Here is a 16,365-nt window from a genome sequence, read left to right on the forward strand (position 1 = left end):
CTGGGAAGTGCCTCCGGCGGTGGCAGGAACAAGGACCTCGACAATCCTCATTCTTGCTGGTCAGAGGCACTTTCTGCTTTCCTGACCGCCTGCCGGACAACCCGCTTCATGAAAGCCCGAGGCTAGAGATCGAGCGGGCTCCCCCGCGCCCCAGCCTTGCATGCCATGAGGCCGTCACCGTTTCCTGTAGGCAAGGAGCCGCGCGCTATAGTCCGGCTCGTCGTCGCTGGGTGCGTAATCCTCGTCTGGTTCGAACTGGCTGTAGTAGTCCTCGGGCGAAACGTCCAGGTCGACGTCGTCTCCAAGGGGTACGACCAGCAGGTCAAGCTCCCCCAGCTCAAGGCGAAGATCGCAGACAAAGCACTGAAAGATGTGGGGTGTGAGTACGACGACCCACCTCTCTTCATCCACGGACTCCTGCCCCATCAACGAGCCCCGTGACGAACACACAGGACAGACCGCTGACGCGGAGTACTCGCCGATGAACCCGGGAGTGGTCACACGAGCAACGGTGGTCAGCACGAGTTCCCGCTCCCTCTCGTATATGTGCCCATACCGCTCCGCGAAGACGCGCTGGGCTCTGGCAAGCTTGCCCTCCAGCCGAACACGAGCAGCTTCCACGCCCTCGCCGAGCAGCTTGTCGTGCAGCGCTTTGTAGTCACCCCAGCAGTCGGGCCCAATCGCAAGCTCTACAAGCAGCTGATCGATCACCGTAATGCAGTCGGTGAAGAGCACGATCACCTCTGCACGATCGTGGTACCCGCAGTGGGCAACGCCATTGCGTGCATCAGTGAGCGGCCAGACCTTGGGCTTCGGGGGGATCTTGCCCTTCTCGGTCATACGCCTCACCGAGCTGGATCGTCTTGACCTGGGCCCCCGAACCTGAAGGAGTGCGCCATGTCCCGTGGCGTAGAGCATCGAGTTGAAGTCCTTGCCGTCGACTATCAGCGTCGGGTGCAGACTGACGAGGAACGCCTTCAGTAGATGCTCGGTGGCCACACCCGCGTGATGGCCCGCCATGTCTTCCGAGGACGGTCCATCAGAGAAGGCCGCGAAAGCGGCGGCCATCCACTTGCGCGAGGAACCCGCGAGCCGTTCTGCGTTCATATGCATGAGTTGGACAGTAGAGGTCGATGCACGGCGCGGGACAGCGATTATGGAACTTAAGAACTCGGGCTCACGGACGGGTCTCTCTGAAGCGTCTCCAGCAGATGAGGCTACAGGCCAACGGGATCCAAGGTGCCGAGGAGTTCGGGTCGTCCTTCCCAGCGGACGGTGAGGCGTTTGAACTGGTGGACCAGGGCGCATGTCTGCTCCACGACGTAGCAGATCGAGGTCCCCAGACTCCTACACACTTTGGGGACGCGTCCGGGCCCCGGCGCTGATTCGGTCAAGGCGCCCCAGGTTCATATGCGTGAGCGGACGGCGCGAGACTGGCCGCCACACGGTGGACCTCCGCTCATCCTGCAGGGCGCTGATCAGGCAGAACAACACCACACAGCATGCCCAGCCACCCCCGGCAAGAATTCGATCCCACTCCTAAAGCGGGTGTCGCAGGTTCGAATCCTGCCTGGGGCACATAGCGAAGGGCCAGCTCAGGGGCTTGATCCCTGGCGCTGGCCCTTCGTCGTGTCACCGCGCGCGCCACTTCAGCCGCTGGTCCGCACTTCGTGTACGCCCAACTCGCTCGCCAGCTCCTTGAGCTGGTCGGACGGCAGTGGGCTCATGGTCATCAGGTCGGTGACGAGCTGCTTGACGGTGGGTTTGGCGCGGAACATCTGCGGGAGGGTTCGGCGGACGTTCACCAGGGCTGTGACGGCGTCGTTGACCTGTCTGCGCTGGGTGTGCGCCTTGGCCAGGTCGATGCCGAAGCGGGCCTGCCGCTCCGGCGAGAGGCCGGAGGGGTCAACGGCCGCCGCCGCCCGCAGCGCGACCCCCGCGTCGCCCAGGTCCACGGCCACGGCGACCTCGTGGAGGGCGACGTTGGTGGGCCCGAACTCGGTGTTGTAGTCGTTGCGACCCTCACCGACGCGTTCGGCCAGCTCCTTGGCCAGGCGCAGATGCTCGTACGCCTCATCGGCCTGGTTCAACCGGCCTGCCGCCAGGGCGCGTTGAAGGGTGAGAGCCCCGCGCAGTGCCACGGCCTCCGGCTGTCCGTGCTCCGCCAGAGCGGTCAGGGCGTCGGCGGCGCTGCCGGAGACCTGGGCGGCCTGGCCGTAGTGGCGGGCGCCGATGAACACGATGGACAGGCGGAACTCACCTGCCGCCATCAACAGCGGGTCGTTCGCGCGCTCGGCCGCGACGACCGCGCGGTCCACGGCGACCCAGGCCGCTTCCGGCTCGCCCATGTTCGCCAGGGCGGCGCTGCACGTGTGGTACATCGACGCCAGCAGCCGGAACAGCTCGGCGCGTTCCTCCTCCGAAGCCCCGGCCCGGGTGGCTGATTCGAGCTGGGGCACCAGGCCCTCGAGCAGCTCGGCCAGGTCCGCGTAGTTGCCCTCGTGGGTCAGCGCCCACGCCCGATCCACCCCGTCCCGCAGCGCGGGAACGTCCGGGGGCTCGGACCGCCCGAGGATCGCCTTCAGCGAGTGCGCGGTACTCAGCACCAGCCGCAGCCGTGACGCCCCGGGCGCCTCCCCCTCGGCGACGGACGCCACGATCGGCGCCTCGGCGGCCAGTTCGGCGACCGGCACGTCAAGGACCTCGGCGACCTTCTCCAGGACGGTCATCCTGTCGATGCGGCGAACGCCCCGCTCGACCTGGGAGACCCAGGCTTCCGACCGGTCCAGCAGGCCCGCGAACTCCTTCTGCGACAGGCCACGCCGCTTCCGGTGCCGGGCGATCTTGCGCCCGAGCGCCTTCTCGTACTCCTCACCGCTCAACGTCGACGCCCTTGCCGGACACGAAGTCCAGACGGTCCACCTCGGTCGAGGCGAGGTACTGGCCCCGCTCGGCGAGGAAGTGGATCACGTGGTCCTGCGACTCGTGGGCCTCGAAGGCCGCTTCGTCGCGGTAGAGCTCGTAGAAGATCCGCTGAAGCGGCCGCCCGTCAACGCGGTGGACGGTGTAGATCACCGTTCCCGGTTCGTTCGCACGGATCTGCTCTCCGGTCCGCGCCACCAGGTCATCGAACGCGGCTGCCGCTGTCTCGTCCTTGCAGGTGAAGCGCACCATCAGTCCGAACATGGCGGTTCCTCTCTCGTCGGCGTCTCGGCTGGGCACCGCGCCTCAGCCACGCTAGGCGGCCGACGACCCGCACGAAAAGTGCGATGGCATACTTTCGCTGCGCTTGCGGCCGCATCAGCAGAACCGCACCTCCCGATGCGGAAAGCCGCAGGTCGCAACGGACGGAGGAACGTCATACCGACCCACCGTCGTACCTTCCCCCGGACTACCGGAAGAGGTCAGCCGAGCCCGCCACTGGGCCCGCAACGTCCTCAGCGACCATCCCCGCGCGGACGACGCCGCGCTGATCGTGACCGAGCTGGGCGCCAACGCCATCACCCACACCGCCAGCGCGACCAGCACCTTCACCCTCGCCATCGACCAAGCCGCAGGCACCGTGACCATCACGGTCACCGACGCTGGAGGCGCCACCACCCATCCGCGCATCGAGCACCCCGACACCGGTGCTCAGCACGGCCGCGGACTCGAACTCGTCGCAGCCTGCGCCGCCAAGGTGGTCATCCACCACACCGAGAACCACGGCCACACCGTCACCGCCGAACTCGGCCCCGCCGCCTGAGCCTGCGATGCACCCGGCAGCGACTCCCGCACTCCGGCTCGGCTACTGGTGCGAAGCGATAGCCCTCCACGCCACGACCGGTCACACGTACTGGCTCAGCTCCCACCCGGCATCGAGCCCGCGCCTGGCCCTCAGGTGGCTACGACAGCGCGCCATTCACAGAGGAGACCAGCTCGACGGTCCCGCCCGCCGACCGGTCGAGTCCTGGCTTTACGACGACAACGAGCACCCAATACGCCCTGGACGTCCTCGCCACGGGCGGGATGTACGCGCACACGATCCACGAAGACGCCCTGCGCTACCTCCTCACCGCGCGCCCGCTGCGGAGCCAGGCGCCATGACCCGGCCAACGACCCCAGCCCACCAGCATGGAGAAGACGCACATGCCCAACCATCCGGCGCGTCTGACGAGTCCCGCAGTGACCACCAGGGGGGTGGTCCCGTACATCACCCAGTGGAGCGGCGAACGCCCCGCCGACGTACGGGTCATCGAGCGGCGAGGGCGCCTGGCCTATTCCGATGAACGCTCCTACGACCGCGACACCGGAGGCGTCCTGTGGCGCCGCATCCCCTCAACTCCCGGCAGTGCCCGCGCGTGGGTCGCCGCCCCGGTGCAGGTCGCTGATGATGACGTCGTACGGCTTGCGGCGGAAGCGGGGGACGGCCTCTTCCATCGACAAGGCGACATCGACGGTCATGCCGACGGCGCCGAAGAGCTCGACGAGCGGTGCGTTGCCCTCCGGGCGATCGTCGACCCACAGCACCCTGCCGCCCCGAAGAAGCGCGGCCGCGTGCTCCAGCCTGCCCAGTGCGGTGCGTCTTTCGGTCGCTGAGGCGGCGGCGTCGCTCTCGGCGGAGGCTTGCTCCAGCAGCTCACCGGCAAGCTCGATCTCGACACCCAACGCCCGGAACGCGGTCATCCGCGGAACCATGCGCTCGGTGATCGTTCCCCGTAAGGAGAAGTACACGGTGGCCGCGAAGGCCACCCACAGCACACCAGGAATGGTGTCTATCAGCTTGATCCAGATGGATTCTGACACTCCGTATGCCTTCCCGGGGGCGACTGTGCCGCACCGGATGCGCGAGGCGAACGGCGGCTGAGGCCATGGGGTTTGGCTGTGCCCCGTACGGCCGTCGTTCTGTCCTGTGTGGCCGGATCGCTCCCTTGTGTGCGCTTCGCGCGCATGTCACACAGTGAGGAGGCGGCTGACGGTTGGGCAGAGGGAGGGGCCGCATGTCGGTGGTGGGTGACGACCCCGTTGGGCCTTCGGCTTGGGCGGTGGAGCGGTTCGGGCGGCGGGCCGGGAGATTGGCTGCCGCGATTCCCGCTCAGCTGGCCTCGGCGCACGCGCGGGCTCATGAGGTGCACCTGGCGGCTCGTCTGAAGAAGCGGAGTCCGTATGGTGCCACCCTGGCGGAGGCTGTGCGCGAGAACTTCGCGGACATGGCACGGGAGCTCGGCGAGGACGTGCGGGATGTGCGGGGGTACGAGTACGCGGTCATCAACGATCACGCGCTCTTCCCTTTCAAGTACGCCGACCGCCCCAGGCCGCTCGACCGCGCTCGGCTGGCTGCCGACGCCTCGCCGACGCGCCGCCGGATGCTCCTGGGGCATGGGCCGCAGGCTCAGGACGCGCTGTTCCCCTTGGACGAGGACCTGACGACGGAGGATTACGAGGATCTGCACCGGACCTTCGACGAGTTGGGGGCCGCCACCAGGCTCGTCTGTGTCTTCTTCACGGCCGATCCGGAGAGCGGCATCCACGCCATCCACTGGGGTCAGGCCCGTTTGGAGCCCGATCGCACCTTCACGTGGCTGTACAGCGAGCAGTTGCCGGTCGCTCCCCAGCCGCTCGGCTGAGCGCCCGTCCCCCTACGCGTCCGTTCCCAGGTCGGTTCGCATCGCGTCGCGGAGGGTTCTGATCGCGTGGATCATCGCGTCGAACTCTTCCTTCAGAGCGCCCTCTTTACCGTCCCTCACCAGGTCGCGGATGTCGCGGAGTCTGCGGAACGCTTCGTCGGCGGCGGTGACGACCGGCTTGGACGCGAGGATTCCCATCTGGTGGCGCAGCTCGTAGGCGCCGCCCTCGCGGTATGCCTCGGCGCTCTGGCGAACGCGTTCCTCGGGGGCGAGGGCGGGCGACTGCACGATGTCCTTGAGGTGGTTCCTCGTGCGCGTGAGCGCGGTCAGGTAGTCGGCGTACAGCTGGCGCTTTGTCTCCAGGCGGCGTACCGACTCGTCTCGTCGCCAGCGGGCTCGTTCCGCGATCATCGTCGCCGCCAGGGCCACGACGCCGCCGACGCCCGTGCCTATCAGGGTCCCCCAGTCCACAGGTGCCACCGTAGCCCTCCGGCGCCGCTCAGGTGATCGTGATCAGCCATTCCGGGTCGGGGGCCAGGAAGTCGACCGATTCGTTCCAGTGGGCGACCTGGACCACGATGTCGCGGCCGTGGTCGGGGGAGAGGGACCAGTCGGCGTTCTTCGTCTCCGTCACGCCGGGGGCCAGGCGGCCCGCGATCTCCTCGTGGCCGTCCTCGAAGTACGCCGAGGCCGCCTCGCCGCCGTTCGTCGCGCCGCTGACCAGGACCCCCACCTCGTCGAGGTCCACCGGCTCGTCGCCGTCGTTGGTGATCGTCAGGGTGACGCGGAAGGGGATGTGGCCCTCGGGGGTGAAGTCCCACTCGTCCAACTCCATGACCTCCTGGGCGCCTTCGACGGCGATGATCAGGCCGTTGTCCCAGGTGAACGCCTCGCCCGCCGTGAGGTCCGAGTCCCGCCCCGCCTCCGGCGAGGGCGAGGGCGACGCCGACGCCGAGGGCGAGGGCGACGCCTGTGGCGACGGCTCGGGGGCCGAGGCGGCCGGGGCGTCGGCGTCCGCTCGCGTGGTGCCCGCGCCGAAGCCGATGGCCAGGCAGGCGACGCCCACCGCCGCGTGCGTCAGCAGCGGGGCGGTCCTGGGCCGCCGTGGGGGCGGCGGCGGTGTGGCCCATGTGGGCTGGGTCATGGGGACGCTCCCCCTCCGATGGTGGCGAGTGTGGGGGGTGCGTGAAATCGTCGACGAAGTGATCGGGTTGGGCTGGGGAATCGCTCGTCTTGTGATCGATTCGTGACGACGTGGCGTCAGAGCCAGGCGATCGCCAGGGTCAGGGTGATCACGAACGCCGCGGTCAGGGCTATGGCCGTGTGCAGGCGGCGGGACGCCTGGAGCCACATCGCCAGGGCCTGGATCACGCCCATGAGCACGCCGACGACCAGGAAGCGCCCGGCCGTTCCGCCCTTGTCGCCCGAGGTGGGGAAGTCCACGATCAGGTCGGTCGGGGGACAGGACGTCGTGTGGTGCTCCTCGCGGTGGTGGTCGCGGTCGACCGCGGCCTCCACGCCCGTGTCCCGGGCCGGGGCCGTTGAGTCGCAGGTCTCGCAGCGGTAGGCGTAACGCACGCAGGGAGGCTACTGGCCAGCCGGGCGTTCCGCCGCCTCGACTTCTGCGGAACGGGGTTCGGTGCGCCGTTCACCTCCTACGATGTGATCGTGGACACGGATGTCAACCGGGCGCGTGGCCTGTACGGGAGACTGATCGACACCGCTGCCACGCGTTTCGGCGCCGCGCTCGACCTCGATCCGGACGACCGGGCCGACGAGGTGAGCCGCAGGCTCGCGGAGTTATTCGAAGGCCGCCCCGGCATCGAGGGCGTGATGCTCCGGCTCAAGGGGCGCGACGTGGGCGTGGCGACGCCCCAACGCGTGGGCGCCGCCGAGGGGTTCGCCGGGCCCGCGCCCGAGTGGGGGGCGGGCGACCGGGCCGGGCTGCCGGGGCGGTCGGGGCGGTACAGGCCGGTGTGGTTCGACTGCGCCGCGCCGGGGTGCGGGGCGGCCGAGGCGCGCAGCTTCTACGACGAACGCGCCGTGCCCGCCTGCCCTGACGAGGCCCATGGGCCGATGGAGCTGCGCAGGTGAGCCTGGCATCGGCGGTGCGCCCGCCGTCCGAACTCGGCGGCGGACGCCGGTTCTTCGCCGTCGGCCAGCTGCCGGTGCTGGCGTCGGCGCTGTTCCTGCTCGTGCTCGGCTGGGCGGGGGCGCGCGGCTGGGAGCGCCCGCCGGGGGGCGCGCTTCGCTTCGACGAGGCGTGGGCCACCGCGGGCGCGCTCGGCGTGGGCGAGCTGGTGGCGTTGCTGATCGGGGTGACGCTGGTGGCGGTGCTGCTCCAGCCGTTCCAGCTCGGTCTCGTCCGTCTGCTCGAGGGCGACTGGCCGCGGCCGTTCGGCGTGGGGCTCGGGGCGGAACGCGCCACGCGCCGCCAGTTGGCCAGGAAGCGGGCCCTCGCCGCCGAGGCCGCACTGGCGGACCCGGGGGCGCTCACCGAGGAGCGCATGCAACGCGCCGGGCGCGCGGGATCCGAGCTGCGCCGGCGCTTTCCCCTGCCTGACCACCTCGTGCGCCCCACCGCGCTGGGGAACGCGCTGGCCGCCCTCGAAGACGGCGCGGGGCGCGCCTACGGGTTCGACGCCGTCGCCGCCTGGCCCCGGCTCTACCCCGTGCTCGGCGAGGAGACCAGGGCCGTGGTCGACGACCGCCGCGACGCGCTCGACGCGGCGGCCAGGATGGCCGCGGTGTTCGCCGTGACCGGGCTCGCCGCCGCGCTGCTCCTCGCGCGCTCCGGCTGGTGGCTCGCGCTGGCGCTGATCCCGCTCGCGGCCGCGCGGCTGGCGTACGGGGGCGCGGTGCGGGCGGCGTGGGCGTACGGCGAGGCGGTGCATGTGGCGTTCGACCTGCACCGCCTCGACCTGCTGAGCGCGCTGTGCCTCGAACGCCCCGCGGGCCCCCTGCCCGAACGGGTGCTCAACGCCCAGCTGTCCGACCTGTGGCGGCAGGGAGTGCCGCTCGACCCCGCCACGCGCTACACACCGGAACACACCCCGGAACCGGACCCCGACCAGGGCACCGCTGGAGGAACGACCCGATGATCCTGCCCTACTCGCTGCTCGTCGGCCACCGGGAGCTGCGCACCGCGCTCGAGATCGCCTATGTCAACGAGGCGGTCGGCGGCGTGCTGGCCACCGGGCAGCGCGGCACGGCCAAGACGACCACGGTGCGGGCGTTCACCATGATGACGGTGGGCCGCCTGCCGGTGACGCTGCCGATCGGCGCCACCGACGACCGGGTGCTCGGCGGCTGGCAGATCAAGAAGCTCATGCGGGGCGCGGCCGAGCCCGAGGACGGGCTGCTGGTCGAGGCCGCCAAGTCGCCCGCGCGCATGCTGTACGTGGACGAGATCAACCTGCTCGACGACTATCTCGTCAACATCATCCTCGACGTCGTCTCCACCGGCGTGCTCAGCGTCCAACGGGAAGGCCGCGCCGAGGAGTTGCACGATGTCCACTTCGCGCTCGTCGGCACGATGAACCCCGACGAGGGCGGGCTGCGGCCCCAACTCCTCGACCGGTTCGGCCTGGTGGCCGACGTGCTGCCCGAGGAGGACCCGGAGCAGCGGCGGCGCATCGTGGAGACGGTGCTGCGGTTCGAGGCCGAACGCGACGACCCGGGCTCGGAGTTCATGGCCGAGGCCAGGGCGCGGGACGCCGAGAAGAAGGCGGCCCTCGACGCGGCCCGCGCGCGGCTCTCCGCCGTGCGGTACGGCACAGGGGTGATCGACGCGTGCGCCAGGGTCGCGGACGCGTTCGAGCTCGTGGGCCACCGGGGCGACCTCGTACTCGGGCGCGCCGCACGGGCGTTGGCCGCGATCGAGGGCGCGCCGCTGGTCGACGCCGGGCATGTGGCCCGCGTCGCCAAGCTGGTGCTGGTCCACCGGCGCGGGCGCGGGGAGTCGGGGACGCTGCCGCCCTGGACGGCGGAGGACGACGCGCGGGTGGAACGCACGCTGCCGAACGCCGAGGGCTGAGCGGTGGCGGCGGGGGAAGCGGGCCTGAACGTCGGGGACGTCGAGGGGGAGTTGGGCGGGACGCTGGCGCGGGTGCTGACGGTGCTGCGCTGCTCGGCGGCCGAACCCCGGCTCGGCGGCGTGCTGTTCTTCGACCTGGAGCCCGCGTTGCTGCCCCTCGTGGGCGAGTTGCTCGCGGATCTCCTGGCGGACGGCGCCCGCCCCCGCGTCGTCACCCTGGGGTCGTGGGCCGCGCCCGAGGACCTGTGGCTGCGCACGGGCGTGACGGGGGAGGGGTTCGCGGTGCTGCCGGGGGCGCTGGTGGAACGCGGGGGCGCGCCGCCGCCCGTGGTGCTCGTCCCCGACCTCGGCCATGCGCCGCTGCCGGTGACGCAGGCCGCGGTCACGCTGCTCGACGCCGACGCGGCGGCGGCGGAGCTGTTCGGGCACAGCATGCGCTGGCGGCCCCGGGCCCGCTGGCTGGCCGCGGTGGGGCGGGCGGAGGCGGGGCGGCTCTCGCCGCACCTGCTCGACCGGTTCCCGGTGCGGGTCGACGCGGCGTCGGCGCATCGGGAGGTGCGCGCTTTCAGGAGGCGCGCGCCGGTGCGCGCCGACGATCGCACACTGCTGCGCACGGCGCTGGCCGCGCGGCCCGCGCCCCCCTTCCCCGGCCCGCCGCCCGCCCTCACCGCCGAGGCGGCCCGCGAGGTCGTCGCGTTGATGCCGTCGAGCGCGAGCAGGCGCCGCGACCTGGCGCTGGCCAGGACGGCGCGCGCCCTCGCGCGCGTGGCAGGGCACGCCCGCGTGGGCAGGGCGGCGGTGCGCGAGGCCGCCGCGCTGCTCGGCCTGCCCGCGCCACCGCCCGAGGAACGCGGCGGTGACACGGCGGAGCGCGACCCGGGGACGCCGCCGCGGAACGGACGGACTCCCGTTCCGGCGGGGGGACTCGAGTCCACCGGGGTCGTCGAGGCGGCACAGGGGCAGCGGGCGCGGTCGGTCGCGCCCGGCGGGGCGCCCGTTCCGCTCGAGCCCGCGACCGTGCGCCCGGCGGGCGGGGACCGCGGGCCCTATCCGGAGGACGACCCGGAGGCGCTGCCGCGCTTCGGATCGTTGCGCGCGCCCCGCGCGAGCAGCGTCGCGCGCGCCGGCGCGGGCCCCTCGCGCGGTCACCCCGTCGGCGTCAGGCCCGCCAGGGACCTGCGCGATGTGGCGCTGATCCCCACGCTGCTCGAGGCCGCGCGCTTCCAGCGGATCCGCCGCGCGCGGGGGCGCCGTTCGGAGGGGCTGCTGGTCAACGCCGCCGATCTGCGCCAGTACCGCCGCCGCCCCGACAGCGGCCGGGCGCTGGTGCTCGTCCTCGACCACTCGTGCCACGCGGGCTGGGACTGGGCCCCGGCCCTCGCGCCCCATCTGCGCTGGTCGTACCAGCACAACGCCTCGGTCTCGGTCGTGGAGTTCGGTCACCGGGACGCCGCGGACGAGCTGACCGCCGAGCGCTACCGCGTGGACTCGCTGCTCCACCCGCGCGTGCTGGCCTCCCTCAACCGCCCGCCGGGGATGGCGAGTCCGCTCGCCCACGCCCTCGACCTCGCGGTGCAGGAGCTGCGCAGGCTCCAGCGCAACGGGCGGGCCGCGCTCGAGCACGCGCTGCTCGTGGTGGTGACGGACGGGCGGGGCAACGTTCCGCTGAACGCCAGCCTCGGCGGGCGGCCGCCAGGGCGCGTCGGGCGTGAGGGCGTGACCGACGCGCTGCGGGTGGCCGCCGCCGTGCGCACCCTGCCGAGGGCCGAGCCGGTGGTGATCGCCCCGGTGCCCGACGTCCACCCCGAGCTGACCGCCGAGTTGGCCGAGGCGCTGGGTGGGCGGCTGGTCGCCGCGTCGCGGCGCGCCGGGGCGGGGGAGCGCCGATGAACGAGTCAGGGATGCGCGGCTTCCTCGGGGCCGACCGCGCCGCGGAGCGCACGGCGGAGCGCACGGCGGAGCGAGCGGCCCACCGCACCGCGGACCGCGTCGCCGAACGGCCCGCCGAGCGGTCCGCCGAACCCCCGCCCCCGCCCAGCGCGTTCGAGGCGCGGCCCGCGGGCCTGGCCGACGCGCTGCCGCCCGATGTCGCCCTGCTGCGGGTCACCGCCACCTCGCGCGGCGGCCACGAGCAGCTCACCCTGAGCTGGCACCACGGGGGAACGATGCGGACCGCGCCCGACGAACGGCTCTCCGTGCAGGGGCCGTTGTCCGAGCTGTCGCTCGCCGCGCTGGTCGCGCGCGCCGCGGCCGAGTCGGAGGGGAAACACCCCTGGCGCGCGGCGTACTACGACGTCATGAACTGGTGGCTGCCCGAGACCCGACTCGGCGAGTGGCTGCGGGAGTTACTGGCCGCCGCGGGCCAACCGCGGCTCGTCGTCTGGGACAACACCCCCTATGACATCCCCTGGGAGCTGCTCTACCACCAGCCCGCGCGGCCCACGGGGCGCGACGGGGACGCCGCCGAGGACACCCAGGACACCGTGCCCGAACGCCAGGGCTGGCTGGGCGAGTTGATCCCCGTCGTCCGCTGGGTCAGCGTCTACGACGGCGCCCGCGCCCGGGCGTACTCGGCCGAGCGGCACGTCGGCGAGGGCGGCGTGCTGATGCTCGAGGACGAGCGATTCACCGACGGGCGCGACGACTTCGGGCGCTATCTGGTCGAGCCGCCCACCCGTACCGTCCAGGCGCTGATGCACCGGCTCGACCAGCCGGTCGAGCCGTTCGGGCTGCTGCTGATCCGCTGCCACGGCGTTCACTCGCCCATGTCGCGGCACTTCTCGCTCGGTGGCCTGTCCCTCAACGAGTACACCGACTTCCCCATGACGGCGCTCGACGTCCACCGCGCGCCGGTGCTGCTCAACGCGTGCTCATCGGGCCGGACCGTGCGCGACCCGCGCAGGCCGGACGCCGCCGCGCGCGGCTTCCCCGAGCTGTTCCTGCGCCGGGGCGCGAGCGCCGTCATCGCGACCGTCGGCGATATCGACCTCAACCACTCGCACGACTTCGCCCTGCGGCTCCTGCACGAGGCCGAGGAGGCGCCCACCAGGTTCGCCGACGCGCTGCACCGGCACCGCGGCCACTATGCCAGGCGCGCCCGGCGCACGCCGGGCGCGGAGGACCGGCGCGGGGAGGCGGACTTCAAGCTGTTCCTGCACAGCTTCCTGTATGTGTACTACGGACACCCGGACTCCAGCCTGCGCGTCGTCGCCCGGGAGGCGCCATGAAGGACCCGCCCGCCCCCGCGGCGGCCGAGCCGCTGGTCGCGCTGCGTCCGGTCGTCGGCTGGCCGCGCCGGATGGCGCCGGGGCGCACCCATGTCATCACCGTGGACCTGGAGTTGGCCGGCCCGGCCGGGCCCTGGCCGTACGAGCGCGAGGAGTTCGAGATCGGCTGCATGCTCGACGGCCGCCCCGGGATCACCGTCGAGGCGGTCGGCGCCCCTGCCGTGGTGCTGCACCGGTTCGGCGGGACCTACGGCCCGGCGCGCTTCGTCGCGCAGGTCGACGAGGCGCCGGGGCCCGAGGCCGAGGGCCCGCTGCTGCTGACGCTGGTGACGGCGGGCGGCGTCCCGTTCCGCACCGTGCCGCTCGGCGTCACGATCGGCGGCGGCAACGGGAAGGACCACCGCGGGCCGCCCCTTCGCCGACGCGCGGAGCGCGACCCCTCGCGCGACCCCTCGCGCGTCCCCTCGCGCGATCCCGAGCCCGTCGTGCTCCTGCCCGCCGCGACGACCGAGGCCGACCCCGTCGGAGCACCCGGGACCGGGACCGAGGCGGGGGCCGAGAGCGCCGTCGCCGAGCCCGCCGCCGCCCAGGCGCGCTGGCTGCGCCTGCTCGCCGCCATCGCGGCGGGCGCCGCGGCGGCCGGTCTGCCCGGCATGGCCGTCACCGCGATCGCGCGCGCCCTGATCCGCAGGGCCGCCGTGCGGAGCGCGCGCGTGGTCATCAGCTTCGCTGGCTTCGACCGCGCCTGGGCCGTGTGGATCGGCGACCGGCTCGAACGGAGCGGCTGGCACGTCGCGTTCCAGCGCTGGACCGCCGTGGCCGACGCGCCCCTCGACGAGCTGCTGCGCGATCTGCTGCTGGTCGAGGGCCACATCGTCGTCGTGCTCAGCGAGCGGTACTTCGCGCTCGGCCGCCGGGACGCCGAGGAGTGGAACGCCGCGCTGCGCGCCGTCGTCGCGCCCCACGCGCACCGCTTCCGCCTCGTCGCGGTCGGCCCGGGCGCCTGGCCGGACGAGGCGCTGGCGCTCGGGCCCGTCGCCGAGCTGTGGACGGGCGGCGAGGCCGAGGCGGAGGCGCGCGTCGCCGCGCTGCTCGGGCCCTCCCCCGCGGGCGAGCCCCCCGCGCGCGCCCCTCGCGGCGAGGGGCCGCGCTTCCCCGGCGCCCAGCCGAGCGTGTGGGGCAGGGTGCCGCAGCGCAACGCCCGTTTCACCGGGCGCGAGGGGGCCCTGCAACGCGTCTACGACCTGCTCCAGGGCGCCGAGCCAGGCGCCGCCGTGATCACCCTGCTCGGCCTCTCGGGCGTGGGGAAGACGCAGATCGCGGCCGAGTACGCCCACCGTTTCGCGTCCGAGTACGACGTCGTGTGGTGGGTGGCGGCCGACCGGCGGGGCGAGGTGCGGCGGTGGCTCGCCGAGCTGGCCCCGCACCTTCGCCTGGCCACCGGGCCCGAGTACGGCGAGCGGCTGCGGGCGGTGGCCGACGCGCTGCGCCGGGGGCGGCCCCACGCCAGGTGGCTGCTGGTGTTCGACGGCGCGGACGAGCCGGTCGACGTCGCCGACCTGCTGCCCAACGGCCCGGGCCATGTGATCATCACCTCGCAGAACCGCGAGTGGGCCGAGTACAACACCGCCCTCCACGAGGTCCACCTCTACGACAGGGCCGAGTCGGTCGCGTTCATCCGCCGCCGCGCCCCCAGGATCGGCCCCGCCGAGGCCGACCGGCTCGCGGAGACGCTGGGCGACATGCCGCTTGTGCTCGACCAGACCGCGGGCTGGCTCAACGACGCGGACATGTCCGTCGACGCGTACATCGCGCTGCTGCGCAGCGACACCATCCCCGGCGGCTCCGAAGGGCTGCGCGTCGCGGCCGACTTCCCCATGACGTACTTCGCGACGTTCACGCTGCTGCTCGGCAAGCTCCAGGAGACGGTCCCCGACTCCGTCGAACTGCTGCGGCTCTGCGCCTTCTTCGCCCCCGGCGCCATCCCCGTCGACCTGATCCATGGCATCCCCGAGGACCAACTGACCGAGCGGAACGCCGCGTTGGTGCGGGACCCGGAGCGGGAGAGCGCCGCCGTCGCGAAGTTGACGCAGTACTCCGTCATCCGCTGGGAGTCGGGCGGCGGCGAGATGAGCGGCGAGATGACCGGCGAGGGGGGCGTCGAGAGGGGCGTCGAGGAGGGCGGGGACCACATCCATCTGCACCCGATGGTCCACCAGACCGTCCGCCTCGGCCTGACCCCCGCGCAGCGCGACCGCTACTCCCGCGCCGTGCGGCGCTCGCTCGCCGCCGCCAACCCCGGCGCGCCCTGGGAGCCGGAGCGCTGGCCCGGGTTCGCCAGGATCGTGCCGCACCTGGAGCCTTCGGGCGCGTTGACCAGCCACGACGCCACCACGCACCGGCTCCTGTTCCACTGCCTGAACTACTTCCACTCCTCCGGCGAGTACACCGCGGGCGTCCGGCTCGCCGAGCGCGCCATGGACGCCTGGCGGCGGGAGTTCGGCGACGACGACCCGCGCGTATGGGATCTGGCGTCGCAGTACGCGACCCTGTTGCGCGCCACCGGCGCGTACGCCGCGTCCGAGCGCCTCGACCGGCGGGTCATCGCCCGGCTCTCCGCCCTGCGCGGGCCCCGCGACCTCACCGTGCAACGCGCCGCCGAGGGCCTCGGCGCCGACCTCAGCGGACTGGGCCGCTACGACGAGGCGATGAGCGTGGGGAGCGACGTGCTGGCCAGCTATCTGGAGCAGGTCGGCGAGCGGCACTCGCGCACCCTCAACGCCCGCCACAACCTCGCCGCCTCGCTGCGCCTCGCGGGCCGCTACGGCGAGGCGCTCGACCTCGACCGCCGCAACCTCGCCGCCCGCGAGGAGGTGCACGGGCCCCGGCACAGCAGGACCCTGGCCTCCCGCAACGCGTACGCCCTCGACCTGCGGCTGCTCGGCAGGCGCGCCGTCGCGGCCGCGCTGCTCGAACGCACCGTGGCCGAGCACCGCTCCGCCCTCGGCCGCGACCACCCGCAGACCCTGGCCGCCGAGTGGAACGCCGCCATGTGCCACCTCTCCTCCGACACACGGCGGACGAGCGAGCGCGGGCGCGCCGCGCTGGCCGCGCTGGCCGCGTTGCTCGAACGCGCCGAGCGCGTGCTCGGCCACACCGCGCCCCTCGCGCTGAGCGTCGCGACCTGCTACTCGTTCGCCCAACGCGCCCACGGAGACCTCGACCGCGCCCGCGACCTGGGGGAACGCGTGCTCGCCGACTACCGCGCCGCGCTCGGCGACGCCCATCCCTTCACCATCGGCGCCCTCGCCAACCACGCCCTGGTGCTGCGCGCCGCGGGGGAGCGTGAGGCGGCCGCGGCGCTCGCCGAGCGCTGCCTCGCCGACATGCGCCGCGCGCTCGGCCGCGATCACCCGTGGACGCGGATCATCGAGGCCAACGCCACCGGCGCCGCCGACCCGCCCCTCGCGTTCGAGCCGCTCGTCGTGTGAGGGCG

Annotated in this window: 15 protein-coding genes; 8 read left to right on the forward strand and 7 right to left on the reverse strand. The window is 72.9% G+C overall.

All coding sequences use genetic code 11. The annotated features are described in order from the left end of the window. Positions 1–174 precede the first annotated feature (174 nt). The 3 genes from D7318_RS15270 to D7318_RS15280 all read right to left on the reverse strand — a co-directional run bounded on the left by D7318_RS15270 (position 175) and on the right by D7318_RS15280 (position 3,186). The gene (locus tag D7318_RS15270) at positions 175–1,113 is read right to left on the reverse strand and encodes a hypothetical protein (RefSeq protein ID WP_147437712.1); all 939 of its coding nucleotides are present in this window, start codon (positions 1,111–1,113) and stop codon (positions 175–177) included. Between the two features lie 536 nt (positions 1,114–1,649). Next, positions 1,650–2,882: a helix-turn-helix domain-containing protein gene (locus D7318_RS15275; protein ID WP_120697651.1), complete on the reverse strand. Its 1,233-nt coding sequence runs from the start codon at positions 2,880–2,882 to the stop codon at positions 1,650–1,652. Then, positions 2,872–3,186 (reverse strand): putative quinol monooxygenase, encoded by a 315-nt coding sequence (locus D7318_RS15280; RefSeq protein ID WP_120697652.1) that lies wholly within the window; start codon positions 3,184–3,186, stop codon positions 2,872–2,874. Before D7318_RS15280 ends, D7318_RS15275 begins: the two co-directional genes overlap by 11 nt. A gap of 103 nt (positions 3,187–3,289) precedes the next feature. Between D7318_RS15280 and D7318_RS15285 the strand changes: the two genes are divergently transcribed. Beyond that, the gene (locus tag D7318_RS15285; protein ID WP_120697653.1) at positions 3,290–3,745 is read left to right on the forward strand and encodes an ATP-binding protein; all 456 of its coding nucleotides are present in this window, start codon (positions 3,290–3,292) and stop codon (positions 3,743–3,745) included. A 572-nt stretch (positions 3,746–4,317) separates the two neighbouring features. Here D7318_RS15285 and D7318_RS15290 read toward each other — a convergent pair. Next, on the reverse strand, positions 4,318–4,785 hold the full coding sequence (locus D7318_RS15290; protein WP_120697654.1) for a response regulator: 468 nt from the start codon (positions 4,783–4,785) through the stop codon (positions 4,318–4,320). Positions 4,786–4,979: 194 nt separating this feature from the next. On the opposite strand from D7318_RS15290, the gene D7318_RS15295 reads away from it, so the two are divergent. Then, on the forward strand, positions 4,980–5,606 hold the full coding sequence (locus D7318_RS15295; protein ID WP_120697655.1) for a hypothetical protein: 627 nt from the start codon (positions 4,980–4,982) through the stop codon (positions 5,604–5,606). A gap of 12 nt (positions 5,607–5,618) precedes the next feature. On the opposite strand, the gene D7318_RS15300 is transcribed toward D7318_RS15295, so the two are convergent. From D7318_RS15300 to D7318_RS15315, 3 genes are all read right to left on the reverse strand, one after another. Then, positions 5,619–6,077, reverse strand: coding sequence for a hypothetical protein (locus D7318_RS15300; protein ID WP_120697656.1), 459 nt, complete (start codon positions 6,075–6,077; stop codon positions 5,619–5,621). Positions 6,078–6,105: 28 nt separating this feature from the next. Further along, positions 6,106–6,750 carry a hypothetical protein gene (locus D7318_RS15305; RefSeq protein WP_147437714.1) on the reverse strand — a complete coding sequence of 215 codons (645 nt, stop codon included), beginning with the start codon at positions 6,748–6,750 and terminating at the stop codon, positions 6,106–6,108. Positions 6,751–6,866: 116 nt separating this feature from the next. Next, entirely contained in the window at positions 6,867–7,184 is a 318-nt protein-coding gene (locus D7318_RS15315) for a hypothetical protein (RefSeq protein WP_120697659.1), read from the reverse strand. A gap of 90 nt (positions 7,185–7,274) precedes the next feature. Between D7318_RS15315 and D7318_RS15320 the strand changes: the two genes are divergently transcribed. The 6 genes from D7318_RS15320 to fxsT are packed head-to-tail and all read left to right on the forward strand — an operon-like array spanning position 7,275 to position 16,360. Then, the gene (locus D7318_RS15320; RefSeq protein ID WP_147437716.1) at positions 7,275–7,700 is read left to right on the forward strand and encodes a hypothetical protein; all 426 of its coding nucleotides are present in this window, start codon (positions 7,275–7,277) and stop codon (positions 7,698–7,700) included. Next, on the forward strand, positions 7,697–8,707 hold the full coding sequence (locus D7318_RS15325; RefSeq protein WP_120697661.1) for a hypothetical protein: 1,011 nt from the start codon (positions 7,697–7,699) through the stop codon (positions 8,705–8,707). The genes D7318_RS15320 and D7318_RS15325 overlap by 4 nt, the downstream gene beginning before the upstream one ends. Continuing rightward, positions 8,704–9,642, forward strand: a complete 939-nt coding sequence (locus D7318_RS15330; protein ID WP_120697662.1) for an AAA family ATPase — start codon at positions 8,704–8,706, stop codon at positions 9,640–9,642. Before D7318_RS15325 ends, D7318_RS15330 begins: the two co-directional genes overlap by 4 nt. A gap of 3 nt (positions 9,643–9,645) precedes the next feature. Further along, positions 9,646–11,532 carry a vWA domain-containing protein gene (locus D7318_RS34580; protein WP_120697663.1) on the forward strand — a complete coding sequence of 629 codons (1,887 nt, stop codon included), beginning with the start codon at positions 9,646–9,648 and terminating at the stop codon, positions 11,530–11,532. Further along, positions 11,529–12,869: a CHAT domain-containing protein gene (locus D7318_RS15340; RefSeq protein WP_147437717.1), complete on the forward strand. Its 1,341-nt coding sequence runs from the start codon at positions 11,529–11,531 to the stop codon at positions 12,867–12,869. The genes D7318_RS34580 and D7318_RS15340 overlap by 4 nt, the downstream gene beginning before the upstream one ends. Further along, the gene (gene fxsT, locus D7318_RS15345; RefSeq protein ID WP_120697665.1) at positions 12,866–16,360 is read left to right on the forward strand and encodes an FxSxx-COOH system tetratricopeptide repeat protein; all 3,495 of its coding nucleotides are present in this window, start codon (positions 12,866–12,868) and stop codon (positions 16,358–16,360) included. The genes D7318_RS15340 and fxsT overlap by 4 nt, the downstream gene beginning before the upstream one ends. Positions 16,361–16,365: the final 5 nt, after the last annotated feature.

Source organism: Streptomyces radicis, from assembly GCF_003626575.1.
Lineage (GTDB): Bacteria > Actinomycetota > Actinomycetes > Streptomycetales > Streptomycetaceae > Streptomyces > Streptomyces radicis.

Excerpts from the sequence above, each read along its gene's own strand:
- D7318_RS15270 (WP_147437712.1), bottom strand. The coding sequence starts at position 1,113 with ATGCATATGAACGCAGAACGGCTCGCGGGTTCCTCGCGCAAGTGGATG.
- D7318_RS15280 (WP_120697652.1), bottom strand. The coding sequence starts at position 3,186 with ATGTTCGGACTGATGGTGCGCTTCACCTGCAAGGACGAGACAGCGGCA.
- D7318_RS15295 (WP_120697655.1), top strand. The coding sequence starts at position 4,980 with ATGTCGGTGGTGGGTGACGACCCCGTTGGGCCTTCGGCTTGGGCGGTG.
- D7318_RS15305 (WP_147437714.1), bottom strand. The coding sequence starts at position 6,750 with ATGACCCAGCCCACATGGGCCACACCGCCGCCGCCCCCACGGCGGCCC.
- D7318_RS15330 (WP_120697662.1), top strand. The coding sequence starts at position 8,704 with ATGATCCTGCCCTACTCGCTGCTCGTCGGCCACCGGGAGCTGCGCACC.
- D7318_RS15340 (WP_147437717.1), top strand. The coding sequence starts at position 11,529 with ATGAACGAGTCAGGGATGCGCGGCTTCCTCGGGGCCGACCGCGCCGCG.
- fxsT (WP_120697665.1), top strand. The coding sequence starts at position 12,866 with ATGAAGGACCCGCCCGCCCCCGCGGCGGCCGAGCCGCTGGTCGCGCTG.